This window comes from Poseidonibacter lekithochrous, assembly GCF_013283835.1.
Lineage (GTDB): Bacteria > Campylobacterota > Campylobacteria > Campylobacterales > Arcobacteraceae > Poseidonibacter > Poseidonibacter lekithochrous.
Genome location: NZ_CP054052.1, coordinates 73,311 through 93,573, shown reverse-complemented (window position 1 = coordinate 93,573; position 20,263 = coordinate 73,311). Strand labels below are relative to the sequence as shown.

20 protein-coding genes are annotated in these 20,263 nt (G+C 29.7%); 11 read left to right on the top strand and 9 right to left on the bottom strand.

What is annotated here, in order from left to right:
• Nucleotides 1-60 precede the first annotated feature (60 nt).
• Genes ALEK_RS00480 through ALEK_RS00470 form a run of 3 tightly spaced genes read left to right on the top strand, consistent with a single transcriptional unit; the run spans nucleotide 61 to nucleotide 2,892 of the window.
• Entirely contained in the window at nucleotides 61-552 is a 492-nt protein-coding gene (locus ALEK_RS00480) for a hypothetical protein (protein WP_071626629.1), read from the top strand.
• Between the two features lies 1 nt (nucleotide 553).
• Nucleotides 554-2,158, top strand: a complete 1,605-nt coding sequence (locus ALEK_RS00475) for an FAD-dependent oxidoreductase (protein WP_071626628.1) — start codon at nucleotides 554-556, stop codon at nucleotides 2,156-2,158.
• Entirely contained in the window at nucleotides 2,155-2,892 is a 738-nt protein-coding gene (locus tag ALEK_RS00470) for a succinate dehydrogenase/fumarate reductase iron-sulfur subunit (RefSeq protein WP_071626627.1), read from the top strand. Before ALEK_RS00475 ends, ALEK_RS00470 begins: the two co-directional genes overlap by 4 nt.
• A 29-nt stretch (nucleotides 2,893-2,921) precedes the next feature.
• On the opposite strand, the gene ALEK_RS00465 is transcribed toward ALEK_RS00470, so the two are convergent.
• From ALEK_RS00465 to ALEK_RS00445, 5 genes are all read right to left on the bottom strand, one after another.
• Complete coding sequence (locus ALEK_RS00465; RefSeq protein ID WP_071626626.1) at nucleotides 2,922-3,992, bottom strand: TRAP transporter substrate-binding protein; 1,071 nt, start codon at nucleotides 3,990-3,992, stop codon at nucleotides 2,922-2,924.
• Between the two features lie 81 nt (nucleotides 3,993-4,073).
• The gene (gene bluB, locus ALEK_RS00460; RefSeq protein ID WP_071626625.1) at nucleotides 4,074-4,697 is read right to left on the bottom strand and encodes a 5,6-dimethylbenzimidazole synthase; all 624 of its coding nucleotides are present in this window, start codon (nucleotides 4,695-4,697) and stop codon (nucleotides 4,074-4,076) included.
• Nucleotides 4,697-4,999, bottom strand: a complete 303-nt coding sequence (locus tag ALEK_RS00455; RefSeq protein WP_071626624.1) for a hypothetical protein — start codon at nucleotides 4,997-4,999, stop codon at nucleotides 4,697-4,699. The genes bluB and ALEK_RS00455 overlap by 1 nt, the downstream gene beginning before the upstream one ends.
• Nucleotides 5,000-5,067: 68 nt before the next feature.
• Nucleotides 5,068-6,858 (bottom strand): asparagine synthase (glutamine-hydrolyzing), encoded by a 1,791-nt coding sequence (asnB, locus tag ALEK_RS00450; protein WP_071626623.1) that lies wholly within the window; start codon nucleotides 6,856-6,858, stop codon nucleotides 5,068-5,070.
• 1 nt (nucleotide 6,859) lies between these two features.
• The gene (locus ALEK_RS00445) at nucleotides 6,860-7,777 is read right to left on the bottom strand and encodes an AEC family transporter (protein ID WP_071626622.1); all 918 of its coding nucleotides are present in this window, start codon (nucleotides 7,775-7,777) and stop codon (nucleotides 6,860-6,862) included.
• A 68-nt stretch (nucleotides 7,778-7,845) separates the two neighbouring features.
• Between ALEK_RS00445 and ALEK_RS00440 the strand changes: the two genes are divergently transcribed.
• The gene (locus ALEK_RS00440; RefSeq protein ID WP_071626621.1) at nucleotides 7,846-8,238 is read left to right on the top strand and encodes a response regulator; all 393 of its coding nucleotides are present in this window, start codon (nucleotides 7,846-7,848) and stop codon (nucleotides 8,236-8,238) included.
• A 14-nt stretch (nucleotides 8,239-8,252) separates the two neighbouring features.
• Here ALEK_RS00440 and ALEK_RS00435 read toward each other — a convergent pair whose 3' ends face one another.
• Nucleotides 8,253-9,833: an inorganic phosphate transporter gene (locus ALEK_RS00435; RefSeq protein WP_071626620.1), complete on the bottom strand. Its 1,581-nt coding sequence runs from the start codon at nucleotides 9,831-9,833 to the stop codon at nucleotides 8,253-8,255.
• 268 nt (nucleotides 9,834-10,101) lie between these two features.
• On the opposite strand from ALEK_RS00435, the gene ALEK_RS00430 reads away from it, so the two are divergent.
• Nucleotides 10,102-10,314, top strand: a complete 213-nt coding sequence (locus tag ALEK_RS00430; protein ID WP_071626619.1) for a hypothetical protein — start codon at nucleotides 10,102-10,104, stop codon at nucleotides 10,312-10,314.
• 19 nt (nucleotides 10,315-10,333) lie between these two features.
• On the opposite strand, the gene ALEK_RS00425 is transcribed toward ALEK_RS00430, so the two are convergent.
• The 3 genes from ALEK_RS00425 to accB form a co-directional block, all read right to left on the bottom strand.
• Nucleotides 10,334-11,926, bottom strand: coding sequence for a DEAD/DEAH box helicase (locus ALEK_RS00425; RefSeq protein WP_071626618.1), 1,593 nt, complete (start codon nucleotides 11,924-11,926; stop codon nucleotides 10,334-10,336).
• 243 nt (nucleotides 11,927-12,169) lie between these two features.
• Nucleotides 12,170-13,522, bottom strand: a complete 1,353-nt coding sequence (locus ALEK_RS00420; RefSeq protein ID WP_071626617.1) for an acetyl-CoA carboxylase biotin carboxylase subunit — start codon at nucleotides 13,520-13,522, stop codon at nucleotides 12,170-12,172.
• 9 nt (nucleotides 13,523-13,531) lie between these two features.
• Nucleotides 13,532-13,996 (bottom strand): acetyl-CoA carboxylase biotin carboxyl carrier protein, encoded by a 465-nt coding sequence (gene accB, locus ALEK_RS00415; protein ID WP_071626616.1) that lies wholly within the window; start codon nucleotides 13,994-13,996, stop codon nucleotides 13,532-13,534.
• 223 nt (nucleotides 13,997-14,219) lie between these two features.
• On the opposite strand from accB, the gene ALEK_RS00410 reads away from it, so the two are divergent.
• The 6 genes from ALEK_RS00410 to ALEK_RS00385 all read left to right on the top strand — a co-directional run bounded on the left by ALEK_RS00410 (nucleotide 14,220) and on the right by ALEK_RS00385 (nucleotide 20,263).
• Nucleotides 14,220-14,654 carry a deoxycytidylate deaminase gene (locus ALEK_RS00410; protein WP_071626615.1) on the top strand — a complete coding sequence of 145 codons (435 nt, stop codon included), beginning with the start codon at nucleotides 14,220-14,222 and terminating at the stop codon, nucleotides 14,652-14,654.
• Nucleotides 14,655-14,748: 94 nt separating this feature from the next.
• Nucleotides 14,749-15,261: a class I SAM-dependent methyltransferase gene (locus ALEK_RS00405; RefSeq protein WP_228146281.1), complete on the top strand. Its 513-nt coding sequence runs from the start codon at nucleotides 14,749-14,751 to the stop codon at nucleotides 15,259-15,261.
• Nucleotides 15,262-15,341: 80 nt separating this feature from the next.
• Complete coding sequence (locus tag ALEK_RS00400) at nucleotides 15,342-16,091, top strand: (Fe-S)-binding protein (protein WP_071626613.1); 750 nt, start codon at nucleotides 15,342-15,344, stop codon at nucleotides 16,089-16,091.
• On the top strand, nucleotides 16,088-17,461 hold the full coding sequence (locus ALEK_RS00395) for a lactate utilization protein B (RefSeq protein ID WP_071626612.1): 1,374 nt from the start codon (nucleotides 16,088-16,090) through the stop codon (nucleotides 17,459-17,461). Before ALEK_RS00400 ends, ALEK_RS00395 begins: the two co-directional genes overlap by 4 nt.
• The gene (locus ALEK_RS00390; protein WP_071626611.1) at nucleotides 17,454-18,044 is read left to right on the top strand and encodes a LutC/YkgG family protein; all 591 of its coding nucleotides are present in this window, start codon (nucleotides 17,454-17,456) and stop codon (nucleotides 18,042-18,044) included. The genes ALEK_RS00395 and ALEK_RS00390 overlap by 8 nt, the downstream gene beginning before the upstream one ends.
• Nucleotides 18,045-18,070: 26 nt before the next feature.
• Nucleotides 18,071-20,263 (top strand): sensor histidine kinase, encoded by a 2,193-nt coding sequence (locus ALEK_RS00385; protein WP_071626610.1) that lies wholly within the window; start codon nucleotides 18,071-18,073, stop codon nucleotides 20,261-20,263.

Here is a 20,263-nt window from a genome sequence, read left to right as displayed (position 1 = left end):
ATTTTAAACAAAAGTTTTTTTTGTGTTATAATACTAATTATTATATGTATAGGAGTTAAAATGAGCTTACTACAATACACATCAAAAGAGATGTTTTCTTCAACGGAGTTAATTAGAAAAAGCAAAAATGTTTTTGATAAATTGGCAAAAGACGAAATAGAAAAAGCAATCATACTAAGAGATGGTAAACCAAGTTTTATGTTATTGGATTTCAATAAGTATGAAGATATCATGACTGAATATTTAGCAATGAAAGCTGAACTTGAAAACAAAACTACAAACAAACAAGTAGTTGAAAAAGTTGAAGAAAAAGCTATTGAAAAAAAGATAGAAACAAAAGAAGAAGAAATAGGGGAAACAGAAGATATTAATATTGTAGCTAATGATATTGAATCTGTAGAAGAGATAAGTGATTTAGATTTACAAGATGCTCTAGCAAAAATAGAAGAGTTAGGTAATGAAATAAATATTGAAAATGTAGAGAGCCCTCAGACTAATGAAAAAAAAGTTGAAATTGACTCTTCTCAAAATATAAAAGAGTTTTGGGATTAAAATGTATGATGTCATAATAATTGGTTCTGGTGCAGCTGGTCTTAGTGCTGCACTAAGTGCAAAAGAAAAAAACTCAAAAACTTTAGTTATATCAAAAACTCAACCAACACATTCTCAAACAGTTCAAGCTCAAGGTGGCATCAATGCAGTTTTATATGAAGATAAAGACAGCATAGAACAACATGTAGCTGATACATACAATGCTTCTAAAGAGATATCAAGTAAAGATAACATCAACTTTATGTGTAGTAATGCTAAAGATACAATCAACTGGCTTGATGAAATTGGAGTTCCTTTTAATAGAGATAAAGAGAATAAAATATCTCAAAGAAAATTTGGTGGAACTAAAAAAATACGTACTTGTTACTCTAGTGATTATACTGGACTTAAAATTCTTCATACACTATTTGATCAATGTATCAAAAACAAAATTGAATTTCTTAATGAACATGTTTTATTAGATTTAATTGTAGAAGATAAAATCTGTAAGGGTGTAGTAATTCTTGATATTTTATCAGGAGAAATAAAAGAGATATATTCAAAAAGTATAATATTAGCTACTGGTGGATATGCAGGAATATACCAAAACTTTACAACTAACTCTTATTCAAATACTGCTGATGGTATTGCTATTGCATTAAGAGCTGGGGCAAAATTATCTAATATGGAGTTTGTACAGTTTCATCCAACAGCACTTGTTAATTCAAATATACTAATTAGTGAAAGTGCTAGAGGTGAGGGTGGATATCTAGTGGATAAAGATGGTAATAGATTTATTGACGAACTTAAAGCTAGAGATGAAGTAGCAAGGGCTATATATACTAGAATCACAAATAAAGAAAGTGTATATCTAGATCTTAGACATTTAGGCTTAGAAAAAATAAATGACTTAATGCCACAAGAGAGAAGACTTGCCTTAGAGTTTTCAAATGTAAAACTTGAAGAGGAATTATTACCAATTAATCCAGCAGCTCATTACACAATGGGTGGAATAAAAACAAATATTAATGGACAAACAAATATTAAAAATCTATATGCCTCTGGAGAGTGTGCACAAGCTAATATCCATGGTGCAAATAGATTAGGTGGAAATTCACTATTAGAAATTGTTACTCTAGGAAAACATATTGGAAGCTATGCATCTGAAAATATTGACAATGAAATAAGTGTTCAAGATATCAACTCAAATAAACTTGAATTAATTAAAGAAGAAATAGAAAATATCTTTGAATATAAAAATGAAATAAACTTATATAAATGCAAAGATGAAGTAGGGCAAATACTATTTGATAAAGCCGGTTTATTTAAAGATAAAAATAGTTTAAATGAAGCTCTTAAACAAATCAATGAAATAAAAAATTCACTTGATGAAATTGGAGTTGTGGACAAACAAAAAGAGTACAACAAAAATTTATTAGAGTTTTTAGAGTTCAGGAATATTCTTGATATTGCTTTAGTTGTTATAGAATCTGCACTAAATAGAGAAGAGAGTAGAGGAAGTCATTATAGAGTTGATTATCCAAATATTGATGTTTCTTATTTGAAAAACTCTAAAGCCGTACTAGAAGAGAATAAAGTATCTTGTTCATTTGAGGATGTAGTATGAAAATAAATATCAAGAGATTTAATCAAGCAAATGAACCTCAAAAATTTAACAATGAATTTGAAGTTTCTAATACAAACCTTCTTCAAGCTTTTAATGAAATTAAAAAAGAACATGATGAAACATTAACATATAGATGTGGATGTAAAAGTGGAGTATGTGGCTCATGTGCTGTTAGAGTAAATGGAGTTGAAAGACTTGCATGTAAAACTAATATCAATGAAAATGATGTAATTGAACCTATCAAAAATTCTAAAGTAATAAAAGATTTAGTAGTAGATGTTTCACATGAAACATTGTTAATAGAAAAAACAAACTCTTTTATGCAAGATAATTCAGATGAAGAAATTGAGCAAAAAGATATAAATAAAATTGATAGACAAAGTAATTGTATTCTTTGTAACTCATGTTATAGTTCATGTCCTGTTTACGAAGCAAATAAGAGCTTTCTAGGGCCTTTTGCACTATCAAGAGCATTGAGATATTCAAATGACAAAAAGATGGCTAATAACGACCTTATAATTGAGAGTATTCAAAGTAACGGTATTTGGGATTGTACTTTATGTGGAGCATGTACTATGGTTTGTCCTCAAGGGATAGATCCTAAGATGGATATTCTTCAACTTCAAGGTTTAGCTAGTCAAAAAGGATATACAAATCCTTATCAAGCAACATTTGATTCTAATATGGGATTTGATATGAGTGATATGGGCTTTGATCCAAATGGGAGTTTTTAATAAATGAGCCAAAGCTCATTTATTAATTCTTATTCTAAGTTATCTTTTAAATATAAGAAATCAGACATTTTTGTCCACTCTCTTGCTTTCTTTTGATAAGCTTCCTGAGATTGGAAAACCTCTTTTAGTAATGGACTTTTATTCGCCATTTCAACTCTTAATTCAGCATTTACTTCTTTCATTTTTTTCATAACTTCAGAAGGTAACGTTTTGATTTTAATATTTGGATATTCAGTTAACATATCTGCTAAAGCAATAGCTGATAAATGATAGTTCTGAATATATAAATCATAAGCAGAAACTCTCATAGCAGTAACTAAAATCTTTTGTAAATCTTTTGGTAGTTTATTAAACTTTCTTGTATTAATATAGAACTGAGTTTCTGCACCTGGTTCATGCCATCCAGTGTAATAATAAGGAGCAATTTTATGAAAGCCCATTTTGATATCCATTGATGGTCCAACCCATTCTAATGCATCTAATGTATTTCTTTCTAATGAAGTATATAATTCACCTGGAGCCATATTTGTAACTTGAACACCAACTTTAGCCATAATCTCACCTGCAAAACCAGGGATTCTCATCTTAAGACCTTTTAAGTCATCAAGAGTTTTAATCTCTTTTTTAAACCATCCACCCATTTGTACTCCTGTGTTTCCACCAGGGAAAGCAAGTACATTATGTTTATCATAAACTTTTTTCATAAATTCCATACCACCACCGTGATAGAACCAAGCATATTGTTCAGGTGCTGTCATTCCAAATGGCATTGTAGTAAATGGTAAAGTGTTTATATCTTTACCTTTCCAGAAATAAGATGTTGAGTGACCCATATCATATTGACCACCTTTTACCATATCAAGAATACCTAAAGGGGCTTTATGTTTATTTGAAGAGTCAACTCTGATTAATAATCTTCCGTTAGACATTTCTTCTGCAAGTTTTGCCATATTTTTTGGCGCGTCAATAAGTGGTGTACCAGCTGTACCCCAAGTTGTAGCTAATTTAAATTTATATACTTTTTCTTTTGCCTGGACAGCCATTGCCATAGCAATAAGTAAAACAGATGTAACACCTAATTTACCAATTATTCTTTTCATAATTACTCCTAATTTTTTTAAGTTTGTAATTATATAAATAAGAAAGTTTTAATAGGCTTAATGAAAAAGTATTAGATTTATTTATTTATTGAGTAGACACTCTTGAAGTTGTTTTTCTTTTTCCCACTTGAGTTTTTTTAGTTCTGGTTCATCATAAAACTCTTTTGTATATCCAAAACATAAATAAGCTATAAATTTATAATCTTTTTTATCAATATCAAAAATTTTATTCACTTTTTTAGGTTTTAAAATAGAAACCCATCCCATTCCAATATTCATAGCTCTAGCAGTTAACCACATATTTAAGATTGCACAAACCACAGAATATTCACCAGATCTTTTCATATAAGTTTGACCTAAAACATTTTTTGTAGGTTTTTTATAGTACACAGCAATATTAATATTTGATTCTTTTATACCTTCAAGTTTTAAGGTATTGTATATTGGTTTATCTCTAAATCTTAATTTACTTTTTTCAAATGACTTGGAAAAATGTTTATATACTTTTTCTCTTTTTTCATCATCAACAATTACAAATCTCCAAGGTTGAGAATATCCAACAGAAGGAGCATGAAGTGCTGAGTTTAAAATAGCAGTTAATTTCTTTTTTGAGATTTTTTTATTTATAAAGTTATTACCTCTAACATCACGTCGAGAGGCAATAATTTGATTAAGTGTTTCTAAGTCTTTTTTAGTAAAGTTCATTATACAGTGAAATCGTGAAGATCTTTGAAAAGAAATGCTTCTACAATTTCATCAATACTTCTTTGAGTTGGTGCAATTAAAGCAATAATACCTTCATCCATAAATGGCCAAACATACTCTAACTCATTAATTACAACAACAGCATCAATCCATTCAGTAATTTCTTCTCTTCTATTATAAAATTCTATGCTAGCAATTTTACCTTCTTCTAATTTGATAAAAGCCCATGATTTATTCTCTTCGATTGAAGAGATAACACATTCATCTCTATTTGTATCATTAACAGGTATTAATATTGTCATATTGTCCTCTTTAATATTTGTTTATATTTATTGTTTCTTAAATTAAAAGGATTTTACAATCTTTTCTCTTAAGATAGAAACTCTTTTTTATACCACAATGAAAATACATATAAAGAATAAAGATGTTGTTTAAATTTTCTTTTTAAAGAAAGTTCATATATATGCTTTATATACTCTTCATTAAATAATCCAGTTTCCTTATTCACAAAAAGAATTGTCTCTAAAATAGATTTACCATACTCTTGATTTAACCACTCATTAAAAGGAGAATTAAAACCTTTTTTTGTTCGATTAATAATTGTATCAGGAATATATTTCTGAGCTATTTGTTTTAGCAAGTATTTATTAGTATTTCCTACTTTTATCTTTGAATCAACAGAGAAAAGATAATTCACTAAATTAAAGTCCAGGAAAGGTGTTCTAACCTCTAAAGAGTTTCTCATTGATATTCTATCAACCTTTGATAATAAACTCTCTCCTAGCCAAATTTTTAAGTCTATATAACTCATCCAATCAACTGGATCTTTTTTTGCTTTCTCATTTTTGAAAGTTGGAACTTTATTAAAAAGTCTTTTCTTTTGAATATCAGTATAAATCTCGCCAAAAGAGTTATAAAGATTTTGTTTTTTAACTATACGTCTTAGGTATTCACTCTCTTTAGTATTATTCTGTAAAGCAGAGATAATATCATTTAAAAAGTCATTTTGATCTCCACTTAGTGTTTTCTCAAAACTATAATACTTTAAAAACTTAGCATAATTGTCATAACCTAAAAAAATCTCATCACTACCTTCTCCAGAGAGAACTGTTTTGATTCCACTTTGATGAATCTGTTTTGTTAAGATATTTAAAGGCACTGCAGCAGAATCTCCATGGGGTTCTTCTAATGCATTCATAGTATCCTCAAAATTATCAATAAAATCTTTTTTAGAAATCTCTACAGGATTATGATATGAACCAATATGATCTGCTGTAATTTTTGCATAATCTAATTCACAATAGTTTTTATATTCATTGTATCCCACTGAAAAAGTATTTATTTTTTTTCCAGAGATTTTTGTATATAAAGCAGAAATAAGTGAGCTATCAATTCCTCCACTTAATAAAGATGCTACTTCAACATCACCAACTAATCTAGACTCAACAGCATTAAATAAAAGTTCTTCAATATCACCAATAGCTTGATGTTCATCTTTTACAGCTTTATATGTATTTATCTTATAAAAACGTTTACGAATAAGCTCTTTACTTTTTTTAGGCTCATAAACCATATACGTTGCAGCTTCGAGTTTAAATACATTTTGGAAAAAAGTATCTTCTCCAAAAGAGACAAAATACTGCATATACTTAGATAAAGCTACTTTATTCAAGTTTGGTTTTTTATCTAGTAAATTAACGACAGATTTAATAGAAGAAGAAAAAATAAGTTTTTTATCTAAAAAATAATAAAATAATGGCTTTTTACCATATCTATCCCTAGCAAAGAAATATAAATCTTTTTTCATATCATAAATACAAAAAGCAAACATACCATTTAATTTATTTAAGAAATCAAAACCATACTTCTGATAAAGTCTTATTAAAACCTCTGAATCACTTTGAGTTTTACACTCTAATTCTTCATCAATTATTAGTTGTTTATAGTTATAAATCTCACCATTAAAAACTAAAATAATATCATCAAAAACCATAGGCTGATTTGCTTCTTCATCCAAATCAATTATTGCTAGTCTTGTATGACCAAACTCTTTATCCTCAAACTTAATTGACTTTTGAAAATCTGGACCTCTATTATTTAACATCTCTAAAGAAGAAGAGAAATTACTAGAGATAAAATTACTACCGATTATTCCACACATACTACAATCCAAAAAACTTATTAATTATTAAAATATATACGTAAATAAAAGCTACAAATACAAAAGAACTAATCAATACAGAAAAAGTTGTATCAATTGGTTTGCAATTATATAGTGCTGATAAATTTACATTATTCACAGCCAAAGGAACAATAAGTTCCAAAAATAAAATAGCTCCTACGAAAGGATCTATGTCAAAGTATAAAATTACACATAATCCAATTGATGGTAGAACTATATGTTTAAATAAAGCGATATTTAGGGATAACTTCCAGTTTGCAGTTCTAATCTTTACTTGAGACATAAATACTCCAAAGATGATTAATTGCATTACAATTGCAGCATAAGCACCCATTGTAAATACTTTATCAAAATCAGCACTTAGAGTAAATCCAAAGTAATTAAAAGATAAAGCAGCAATTGCAAACCACATTGCAGGAATTTTAAATATCTCTTTTAAAGCATCAATAAATCTAAATTTATCTCCCGCAAAGAAATAAACAGAAAATATATAAATAAAGAAAATATTTGCAATATTTAAAATAGAAGTATAAGGCACGCTAGACTCCCCAAAAAGGGCGATTCCTAGGGGAATTCCTAAATTACCAGTATTTCCTACTAACGAGGAAGCCATAAAGATAGATTTGTCTTGGTAATCCCTACTAAAAACCCGTAGAGAGTAAATATACGCAATTACTAAAGCTATAAAAATTGCAATATAATAAATAATAGGAGCAAGAATAAAATCATCATTTATAGGAGCTCTTGTTAAACCCCAAAAAATTAGCATAGGTTGTAAGAAATATAAGTTTAATAAAACAATACTTCTTTCATTTACATCATTTTTAAATACTCTTTTAAAAATAAATCCCATGATAATAAATAAATAAATTGTGGCTACTGAGACAAGTGCTTCGATATAAAATTCCTAAATAGATTTTTTGGAATTTTATCATAATGTAATATAATCTTAGATATATTTTTCAAATGTATGAGAATTTAAAAAATATAAACATTTTATATGTAGAAGATGATGAGTTCATTAGAGAACAAACAGCTACCTTACTTTCTGTTGTATTTAATAAAATACATACAGCTATAGATGGGCAAGATGGTATAAATAAATTTAATGCACTTAATGATGAAATTCATGTTGTTGTAACAGATATTAATATGCCAAAAATTTCTGGAATTGATATGTCAAAAAATATTAAGAGTAATGTAGAAAGAGATATTCCAATTATTGCTATTTCAGCTTATTCCCAAGAGGATCATATTCTAGAAGATATTGCAGATTTATTTACCTTCTATTTGAGAAAACCTACTCAAATAAAAGATTTAATAAAAAGCATCGGTGATGCTTTTGAACTTACAAGATAAGTAGATAGTTCTACTTAACTCATAATTCCTTTAATCATAAAGAAGATTGCAGCTGATAACATTGCTGCTGCTGGTACTGTAATAACCCATGCTGCAATAATTTTCTTAACAGCATCTCTTTTTACATACTTAACACTTTTTGCTTCTTTAACGTCTTTTTTCTCTTGTTTAACTACTTCTTGTTTCTCTTCAATACCTTTGTAAAGTTCAACAATTCTAACGTAGTTAGATTTAGATTTCTTTTCAAGTGCTTCTAATTCATCAAGCTCTTTAGTCATAGAATCTAACTCTTTTTTATGTTTTTTGAATTTTTTTCTTAATTGTTGTAAGAATCTAGTTTCATTTGAATCTAAGTACTCTCTTAAGAATCCAACTCCAAATACCCCACCAACTGCAATATGAGTAGAAGATACAGGTAATCCTAATTGAGAAGCAATAATAACTGTAATAGCTGCTGCCATTGCAATAGAGAAGGCTCTCATTTGATCAAGCTCTGTAATTTCAGAACCTACAGTTTTGATAAGTTTTGGTCCATATAATGCAAGTCCAATAGCAATACCAACAGCACCAACTGCCATTACCCAGAAAGGAATATCAACTTTTGAAGAAATCTCAGAACTCATTACCGCATCATTAATAGCAGCTAATGGTCCAATTGCATTTGCAACATCATTTGCACCGTGAGCAAAAGAAAGTAATGCAGCAGCAAAAATTAATGGAATAGTAAATAATGTATTTACAGAAACTCTAGAGTTTTCTAATTTCATAGCAACTTTTGCAATAAGTGGTCTAACTAATAAGAAAGCTCCAATTGCAATTAGTAATCCTAATCCAGCAGCTGTAAAGAAGTCTAACTTAATAAGTTTTTTAATACCTTTTAAAATTAAGTAAGTTGAGAATGCCCAAGTCATAACTGCAATTAAATATGGCACTATTTTAGTTGCAGAACTTATCATATCTTTTTTATAAACAATCTTGGTTTTAATAAAATAGAGGAAGGCAGCAGCAATAACACCACCTAAGACAGGTGAAATTACCCATGATGCAGCAATTTTACCCATAGTTCCCCATGAAACAATAGCAAAACCAGCGGCTGCAATACCTGCACCCATTACACCACCAACAATAGAGTGAGTCGTAGATACCGGAGCTCCAATAGAAGTTGCGAAGTTAAGCCATAATGCTGCTGATAATAAAGCAGCTGTCATAGCCCAAATGAATACTTGAGGGTCAGAAATTAAAGCAGGATCAATAATTCCTTTTTTGATTGTTTTAACAACATCACCACCAGCAACAAATGCACCCATAGCTTCAAAGATAACTGCAATAACAATAGCTGCCGTTAAAGTAAGAGCTTTCGATCCAACAGCAGGACCTACATTATTAGCAACATCATTTGCTCCAATGTTCATTGCCATATATGCACCAAATACTGCACCAATAATTAGGAATGTATTATTTGGCACATTTCCATGTGATGTATAAGACCATAAAAATACTACTACCATAAATAGTAATGCCAGTGACAACTTAGCAAAACCTGGAAGCGTTTTTCCAGCAGCTTTATCTAATGTTTCAAACGTTTTGATATCCAAAGTAACCCTTTATGTAACCATTTTGTAATTTAAATATTTTAGAATTGTAATGGAAAATTCCTTACTAAACCTTTAATTAAGCTTAAGCTATTTATAACTAAAATAGTTAATTTATTTGATTTCTCTATAAAATATTCTTTCTAAATTTCTAAATTTGTTAATTTTATTAACTATTTATTATTCATCAAAATTAATAAAATTTGACAAAAAGATTTTTTTTATATATTATATCTATAATTTATAGAGAAAACTAAAAAAGGAGAGAATCATGAAAGTTCAAATACTATCAAAGAATGATCTTCCAAATATTGAGAAGATACAAAAAGAGTTTGACATATTTAGAGTAGTAAAAGTTAAAACACGTAAAAAGCTAGATATGGTTGAATTTTTTAATAAAGATGGAGTATTTAGGGGATTTGGAAGGGATACTAAAGCTGCTTATAAAAAAGCAAAGAAAGCTTTGAAAAAGTATTATAAATAAAAGGGGTAAGAAGTAGAGATTAATCTCTACTTCTATTTCTGTTTCCGCCTCTTGAACCGCCGTCTCTTGAACCACCTCTAGAATCTCTAGAACCACCTCTTGAACCACCGTCTCTTGAACCGCCATCTCTAGAACCACCTCTAGATCCACCGTCTCTGTTTCCACCTCTGTATCCACCTCTTGAACCGCCGTCTCTAGAACCACCTCTAGATCCACCGCCTCTGTTTCCACCTCTGTATCCACCTCGGCCTCTGTTTCCACCTCGTCTGTCGTCACCACCACCTCTTTTAAGGTTTTCGATTAGTCTTTCGATGTCACTTTCAGATTTACCAATGTAGTTATTACCTTTTACGTAAGTAGAAGATGCAACCATTGATGCTAATTTGAATGCAATTGTAGAAATATCAAAGTCTTCTTTTAAGTCTTCAACGATAGCTAAAGCGTAATCTTTAACATCTTGTTCTTTAATTTTGTCTTTTAAATCAGTTACTTTTTTCTCTTTAACTGAATCAATATTAGGTACTTGTTTACCTTCAAGTTTAGAACCTACAGTTTTTTCGATTTTAGATAACATTCTAAATTCGTGAGGAGTTACAATAGATACTGCTGTACCTTCTCTTCCTGCTCTACCTGTTCTACCAATTCTGTGTACATAAGACTCAGAATCAAATGGTAAATGGTAGTTAAATACGTGAGTTACATCACTTACATCTAATCCTCTTGCTGCAACATCTGTAGCAATTAAGATTTCTAATTTAGAAGATTTGAATGCTCTAATAGCTTCTTCTCTTTGTCTTTGCTCCATGTCACCATGAAGACCTTTAGCCATATATCCTTGAGATATTAAGAAAGTTGATAATCTATCTACTTCTTTTTTTGTTCTACAGAAAATAATTGATTTTTCAGGGTTCTTGAAATCGTATAATCTGATTAACGCGTCATCTCTCTCGTGCTCATCTACAACATAATAAGTTTGTTTGATTTTTGAGTTTGTAATATTTTTTTGAGTTAAAGTAATAAACTCTGGCTCATTTAAAATATTTTTCGCTAAGTTTTTAATAGCTTGAGGCATAGTTGCAGAGAATAATAATGTTTGTCTCTCTGATGGCATAAATGTGAAGATTTCTTTGATATCATCTAAGAATCCCATATCTAACATTTCATCTGCTTCATCTAATACAACATAAGAAGGGTCAATTTTAATTTTTCCACCTCTTAATAAGTCCAAGAATCTTCCTGGAGTTGCAACGATAATACCAGCATTTTCAATATGCTTTAATTGTCTTGAATATGATTGTCCACCATATACAGTCGCTGTGTTAATATCTAAAAACTTACCAAATCTAAATAACTCATCAGATACTTGCATTGCAAGTTCTCTTGTAGGAACAATAACTACTGCTTCAACAGAACCATTACATTTCATTTGGTTAATAATTGGTAAACCAAAGGCTGCAGTTTTACCTGTACCAGTATGCGCTTGTCCAACCATATCTTTACCTGCTAAAACTACAGGAATTGCTTGTTCTTGAATTGGACTTGGTTCTTTGAACCCAGCTTGGTCAATTGCCTTTTGTAATGGATCTTTTAAATTAAATTCGTTAAATGTCATTCGTTACCTTAGTAAAATTTTGTAAAATAATACACAGGATTATATATAGTGTCTTCATATAAATTTAACATAAACATATATGACTAATGCGCAATCTTTTCTTGCAAGTAGGTTAGTTTATAAAAAATAAATCTTTGAGCTAGTCAAAGTATAATAGGTATATAAAATGTGTACAATTTTGCGGATTATAGCTAATTTTATATTAATTTAAGCTTTAGAAATAGGAGAATTTTTCTCCTATTCTTATAAGTCGTCTAGACTTTTGTAGTTTTCTAAGTATTTTGTATCGTAGTTATTTGAAATGAAGTCTTCATTTTCCATCATTTTTTGGTGGAAAGGAATTGTAGTTCTAATACCATCTACTTCAAACTCATTAAGAGCTCTTTTCATAATATTAATAGCTTTATTTCTATCTCTACCCCAAACAATAAGTTTTCCAACCATTGAATCGTAGTATGGAGGTACAACATAACCAGCGTATAAATGAGAGTCAACTCTTACATTTCTACCACCTGGAACCATCCATTGTGTTACTTTACCTGGGCTTGGTAAGAATGAATTTGGATCTTCTGCTGTGATTCTTACTTCAATAGCATGACCTCTAAATTTAATCTTCTCTTGTTTAGGTAATTCTTCACCTTCAGCTACTTTAATCATCCATTCAACAATATCAAGTCCTGATACCATCTCAGAAACTGGATGCTCAACTTGAAGTCTTGTATTCATTTCCATAAAGTAAATGTTTTGTTTATCATCTGCTAAGAATTCAAAAGTTCCTGCACCTTCATACTTTAAGTATTTAGTAGCTTGAACTGCAACATTATGTAAATGAGCTCTTGTTTCGTCATTTAATAAAATTGCAGGTGATTCTTCGATAACTTTTTGGTGTCTTCTTTGTAATGAACAATCTCTCTCACCAATGTGAATAGCATTACCATGAGAATCTCCAATAACCTGAACTTCAATATGTCTAGGGTTATTAATAAATCTCTCTAAGTACATTGTACCATCACCGAATGCAGCTAATGCTTCAGAAGAGGCTGCCATGAATAATTGATCGAAATCTTTTTCTTCATTAACAAGTCTCATTCCTCTTCCACCACCACCAGCAGATGCTTTAGCCATAATTGGATAACCAATTTCTTTAGCTACTTTTCTACCTTCTTCTAAAGTGTGAACAGCACCATCTGAACCTGGTACTACAGGAACACCAGCTTTGATCATCTCATCTTTAGCTTTAGATTTATCAGCCATTTTTTCCATAACTTCTACAGAAGGTCCGATAAATTTAATATTGTGTAGTCTACAAATTTCTACAAAATCTTGATTTTCAGAAAGAAAACCATACCCTGGGAAAATTGCATCACAACCTGTCATTTCTGCAGCTGTAATTAGTGCAGGAATATTTAAGTAAGAATCAGCAGATTTAACTCCACCAATACATACAGCTTCATCAGCATGTTTTAAATAAGACGCATTTTTATCACCAGCACTATAAACAGCAACTGACTTTTTACCCATCTCTCTAATAGTTCGAATAGCTCTTTGAACTATCTCTCCTCTATTAGCAATTAATATTTTTTTAATTTCAGCCATATGAAATCTTTATATTTTCTCTACAGTAAATATAGGCATATCATATTCAACTGGATCACCGTCTGTAACTAACATGTCAACAATTTTACAATCAAATTCAGCTTCAACTTCATTCATGATTTTCATTGCTTCTAAGATACATAAAGTTTGACCTTTTTTAACCGTATCTCCAACTTTTACAAATGCAGGAGCTTCAGGAGATGGAGATGCATAATAAGTCCCAACCATTGGAGAATTAATTGAATCACCAGCAGGTGCAGCAGCAACAGGTGCAGCCTCAGAAGTAGCAACAGGCGCAGCAGCAACAGGTGCAGCGGCAACAGCAGGTGCAGCAACAGCAGAAGTAGTTACAACAGTACCACCTTCAAAACCTTTTTGCATAGCAACTTCAAATTCACCTTCTTTTACTTTTAGTTTATTTAATTCACTTTTATCAAATACTCTAATTAATTCTTTGATTTCTTTAAAATCCATAATCTGCCTTTTTCATTTCGTCAATTTTTTTAAATATCTTATCACAATTTAAATTATATTTTTATTTTTACCTTTAAAGAAAAGCTAGCTTTAAGTTTAAAAGCAAAATTTTCATATAACTATCATGTTTTATTACTAAAATTTATAAAAAACGCTCAATATTTACTGATTTTTTTCAAATAATTCAATTTTTGCTATAATTCTAATAAAAAATAGGAATCCTATGTTAAATGACAAAACTTTTATCAATATTGCTAAAGAAATAGCAAGTGCTTCTAAATGTGTTTCAAAACAAGTAGGTGCAGTAATTGTAAAAGATGGAAGAATCCTTTCAACGGGTTACAATGGTACACCAGCTGGTTACACTAACTGTTCTGACCATTGGGATGGTGAATATACAAAAGATCACCATGATTGGTCTAAAACTTACGAAATCCATGCAGAAATGAATGCAATTATTTGGGCAGCTAGAAAAGGTATCTCAATTGAGGGAGCAACAATATATGTAACACTTGAACCATGTAGTGAGTGTTCTAAAAATTTAATAGCTGCTGGTATTACAAGAATTGTTTATGATAGAGCTTATGAGCATACAAACTCAGAAGTTGTATCAAAGTTCATCAAAGATAACAATGTATCAATAGAAAAGGTATTATAAAATCGGCTCATTTAACCAAATAAAAATTGGGAATAAAAACAATTCTCAATTTTATAAAAAGATAATAAAAAGATATGGAGTAGGGCATGAAGCTGTGCACTGGCGTTCTAAATATACTCAATATAAAAGATTTGAAATTCTTACTTACTTCATAAAAAATCATATAAAAGACTCAACAATTGTAGATGCAGGCTGTGGATTTGCAGAATATTACAGTTATTTACGCAAAAACAATCTAATTCCCAAGGAATATATTGGCATTGACATAGAAGAAGATATGATAAATTTAGCAAAAAAAAGATTTTCTGATATTAAGTTATTACAAAAAGATATATTAAATGATGAAATCCCTAAAGCTGACTACTATATATGTAGTGGAGCTATGAATATATTGGAGAAAGAAGAGATGTTCTTATTTATAAAAAACTCTCTAGAAGCCTCAAACAAGGGTTTTATATTCAATTTTCTAAAAGCAGATAGCTTTAATAATGTAAGTGCAAACGAAATCCTAACATACTGTAAAAACCTCTCTAAAGAGATCTCAATAAAAGACAATTACCTAGATAATGACATTACTATTTTGCTAAAAAAACCATTACTTGACTAATTAGTTAAGTAAATAGCAAAATATCATATATTTTTCATACGTAAAGAATAGAATTACTTTATAACAAAGAAGGAGTATATATGAAAGTAGGTCTATTTATTCCCTGTTTTATGAACGAACTGTATCCAGATGTTTGTAAAGCAACTTATAAAGTATTAAAGAAACAAGGTCTTGAGATTGATTATCCAATGAACCAAACTTGCTGTGGACAGCCTATGGCCAACTCAGGATGCTCAAAAAGTATCGAAGCATTAGCTAAACAATTCGTAAAAACTTTTAAAGATTACGATTATATTGTAGCACCAAGTGGTTCATGTGTATCAATGGTAAAAGAACATTACGCACCATTTTTCGATAATGATAAAGATTACAACAAAGTAAAAGCTTCTATTTATGAAGTATGTGAGTTTTTACATGATGTAGTTAAAGTTGAGAATCTTAACTTTGATGTATCATTTGAACATAAAGTTGGTCTTCATAATTCATGTCACGGGCATAGAGTCTTAAAACTAGGAACTGCTAGTGAATTAAATATTCCATATAACTCAAAATTAGAAAATATTCTAAATACAGTTAAAGGTATTGAGTTAGTAGATTTAAAAAGAAAAGATGAGTGTTGTGGTTTTGGTGGAACATTCTCTGTTGCAGAAGAAGATGTATCTGTTGCAATGGGTAAAGATAGAATTAAAGATCACCTTGAATCAGAAGCTGTTGTAATGACAGGAGCTGATATGTCATGTTTAATGCACATGGATGGACTTATTAATAGAAACAACTATCCTATTAAAGTAATGCATATCGTTCAAATCTTAGCAGGAGAAGAACTATGAGTACAGATCATGCAAAAAATGCCAAAGAGTTCGTAGCTAATGATGAGAGAATGCATTGGCATGATGAAGCTTTATGGTTTGTAAGAGCCAAAAGAGATGTAGCTTCAAAATCTATTCCTGAATGGGAACAATTAAGAGAATATGCAAGTAGAATCAAAAGTCATACAATGGCTAATCTTGATACATATCTTTTAGAGTTTGAAAAAAATGCAAATGCAAAAGGTATTACAGTACATTATGCAGCAGATGCCACAGAACATAATGAAATTGCATACAAACTTTTAAAAGCAAAAAATGTTAAAAAATTAGTTAAATCAAAATCTATGTTAACAGAAGAGTGTCATTTAAATCCATTCTTAGAACAAAGAGGTATCGAAGTAATTGATACAGATTTAGGTGAAAGAATTGTTCAATTAAGAAATGAACCACCTTCACACATCGTATTACCAGCAATTCACCTTAAAAAAATGGACGTATCTGATACATTCCACGAAAAATTAGGAACTGAAAAAGGTAATGATGATCCTACTTATTTAACAAGAGCAGCAAGAGCTTCACTAAGAGAAGACTTCTTGAACGCAGAAGCTGGAATGACTGGTGTTAACTTTGCAATTGCAAATACTGGTGGTGTTGTTGTTTGTACAAATGAAGGTAATGCTGATATGGGAGCATCTGTTCCTAATTTACATATTGCATCTATGGGTATTGAAAAAGTTATTCCAAGATTAGAAGATTTATCTGTATTTACAAGATTATTAGCAAGATCGGCAACTGGTCAACCAATTACATCATATACTTCACATTTCCATGGACCTATTGAGGGTGGAGAGATGCATATTATTATTGTTGATAATAAAAGAAGTGAATTCTTAAGTTCATCAAAATATAAAAAAGCATTAAACTGTATTAGATGTGGTGCATGTATGAATACATGTCCTGTTTATAGAAGATCTGGTGGTCACTCTTATGAGTATGTTATTCCAGGACCAATTGGTTCAATTTTAGGATCAGTTAAAGAGCCAGAGAAACATAACTCATTACCATTTGCTTGTACTTTATGTGGTTCATGTACAAATGTATGTCCAGTTAAAATTGATTTAGATTCACAACTATATTCAAGAAGACAAGATTTAAGTGAAATGAATTTAATTGACTCTAAAAAGAAAATGGCAATGAAAGTTACAGCATGGCTTATGACTAAACCAAAACTATTTGATTTAGCTGGTAAAATTGCTAGAAAAGTTGTTCCAAAACTTCCAGATTCACTTGTTTATAATAAAGCAAATGCATGGGGAAAACAAAGAGATATGCCTAAAATGGCGGAAAAAAGCTTTAAAGAAATGTTTGAACAAGGAGACTTAGATGACTAGTAAAGAAAAAATCTTAAATAAGATTAAGGAAAACAATGTTGTACCAGATGTTGAATTACCATCATCTTATGAGAACTTTGGAATTACATTCGAAGACAAATTTGCAAAATTCTCTACAATGCTGGAAAGTGTTGGAGGGAAAGCTTTAGTAATTGATAAAAAAGACTTAGATCAAACTGTTCAAGACTTATATAAAGATGAAAAAGTTATAGCATCTAATGTTGATGGATTTACTCTTGGAAACTTTGATTCAAATGAACAAGAAGATCCACATAATTTAAGAGATGTTGATTTAGCAGTTGTAAAAGGTAATTTTGCAGTTGCTGAAAATGGTGCTATTTGGATGAAAAATGAAGATAATAGACATAGATCATTATATTTTATTGCTCAAAATATTGTAATTGTAATTGATGAAAAAGATATTATCAATAATATGCATGAAGCATATCAAAAAATCAATTTTGAGAACGTAGGATATGGTGTATTTATTTCTGGACCTTCAAAAACAGCAGATATTGAACAATCACTAGTAATTGGAGCACACGGTCCAAAATCTGGATACGTTATTTTTACTAAATCTTGATATAATAGCTAAATAGAAGGTTCATAATGAAGAAATTTTTACTATTTAGCTTGTTATTTATTACATGTTTATACGCGAATAAACCCAAAGAGGTTTTATTACTCCATTCATATCACAAAGGTTATGTTTGGAGTGATGATATTTCAAAAACTATCGAGAAAAACTTCTCAAAATTCAATAATATAGAACTTACAACTGTTTATATGGACACCAAAAGAGTTGCTGATCCAATATACTTAGATAAACTTGCAAACCTATACAAACAACAATTCAAAAAAAGAGATTTTGATTTAATTATCGCAAGCGATAATAATGCCTTTGATTTTGCAATTAAATATCATGAGTATTTATTTAAGGAACTTCCTGTTCTGTTCTGTGGTATCAATAATTTTGATAAAGCTTTACTTGATGAAAACAACATGAAAAAATATATGACAGGTGTAGTAGAACAAGTAGATTTAGAAAAAAACTTTGAATTAATATCTGACTTACATCCAAAGCTAAATAAACTACTTATAATTAATGATAGATCAAAAACAGGTCTTGCAGTAAAAAGAGATCTAAGAAATATTATTCCAAAATATGAAGATAGATTTCAAGTTGAATACATTGATAAAATGGAAATTGAAAACCTAAAAGAAAAAGTTAAGAATTTAGGTAAAAATGATGCCATTTTATTTGTCTTACTTTTCAAAGATACCACAGGCAAATATTTTACATATAAACAAAGTTTTAAAGAAGTAAAAGCAGTTAGCCCCGTACCTATTTATGGTCTTTGGGATTTTTACTTAAATTATGGGATTGTAGGTGGTCTATTAACCTCTGCAGTTGCACAAGGTGAAGCAATATCAGATATGGCATTTAAGGTTTTAAATGGTGTAGCTATTACTGACATACCTACCCTAGAGAAATCTCCTAATCTATATATGTTTGATCACAAGGAATTAAAAAGATTTGATATTGATATCTCAAAACATGTAAATGAATTTGTAATAATAAATGAGCCTAGTTCTGTATACAAGCAGTTTACAAAATTTATTGTAACAGCTATTGTAATAATTATGATTCTAAGTGTAATTGTTCTTACTTTAAGAGCAAATATTCAAAGAAGAAAAAAAGTAGAACTAGCCTTATCTAATAGACTTGAATTTGATAAAGTTTTACTAGATACCATTCCTAATCCTATTTATTATAAAAATGTTGATGGTAAATTTCTCGGCTGTAATTTAGGTTTTGCGAATTTAGTTAATAAAAGAAGAGATGAAATTATAGGAAAAACCGCTTTCGATTTTTTTGATTATGACATAGCTTTAAAAAATACAAATATTGATAAAGAGTTATTACAAACATTTAGTACAAGTACTTCAGAATTTACATTCTATACTTCATCAAATCATATGAAACATATCATTTTAAATAAAGCTGTATATAAAAATATAGATGATAGTGTTGGTGGAATCGTATGTATTATGGATGATATTACAGAGAGAGTACAACAAAAGCAGTTCTTAATCCAACAAAGTAAACTTGCTGAAATGGGTGATATGGTTGCAGCAATTGCTCACCAATGGAATGAACCACTAGTAGAACTATCAGCTTTAGTACAAGATATTCAAACAACTTACCTTTTAAATGAATTAAAAGATATGGATGTAAAAGATTTTGTAAATGATTCTATGATACAAATAAAATATATGTCTAGAACTTTAAGTGATTTTAGAAACTTCCTAAAACCATCTACTAAGAAAAAACTTTTCTCAATTTCTAAAGCATTAAATGATATTAATGAAATAATAGGGAAACAAGTATTTTATTCAAATATTCATATGAGATTTAATTATAAAAATAAAAATGAAGAATTATTGATTTATGGATATGAAAATGAGTTTAAACAAGTTTTATTAAATCTAGTTAATAACTCAAAGAATAAAATCATTGAAAGTAATATTGATACCAATGATAAAGGTAATATTGATATAAACATTGAAAGATGTGATAATTTTAATACTATTGAAATTATCGATGATGGGGGAAGTATTGATGAAAAAATAATAACTTCAATATTTGAACCATATTTCACAACTAAGGAAGATGGTACAGGAATTGGTCTTTATATGGCAAAAGTAATCATAGAAGACAAAATGAGAGGTACAATCAGTGTGAAAAATAAAGGTAATGATGTTATATTTACAATAAAATTACCTCATAAAAAGGTTTAG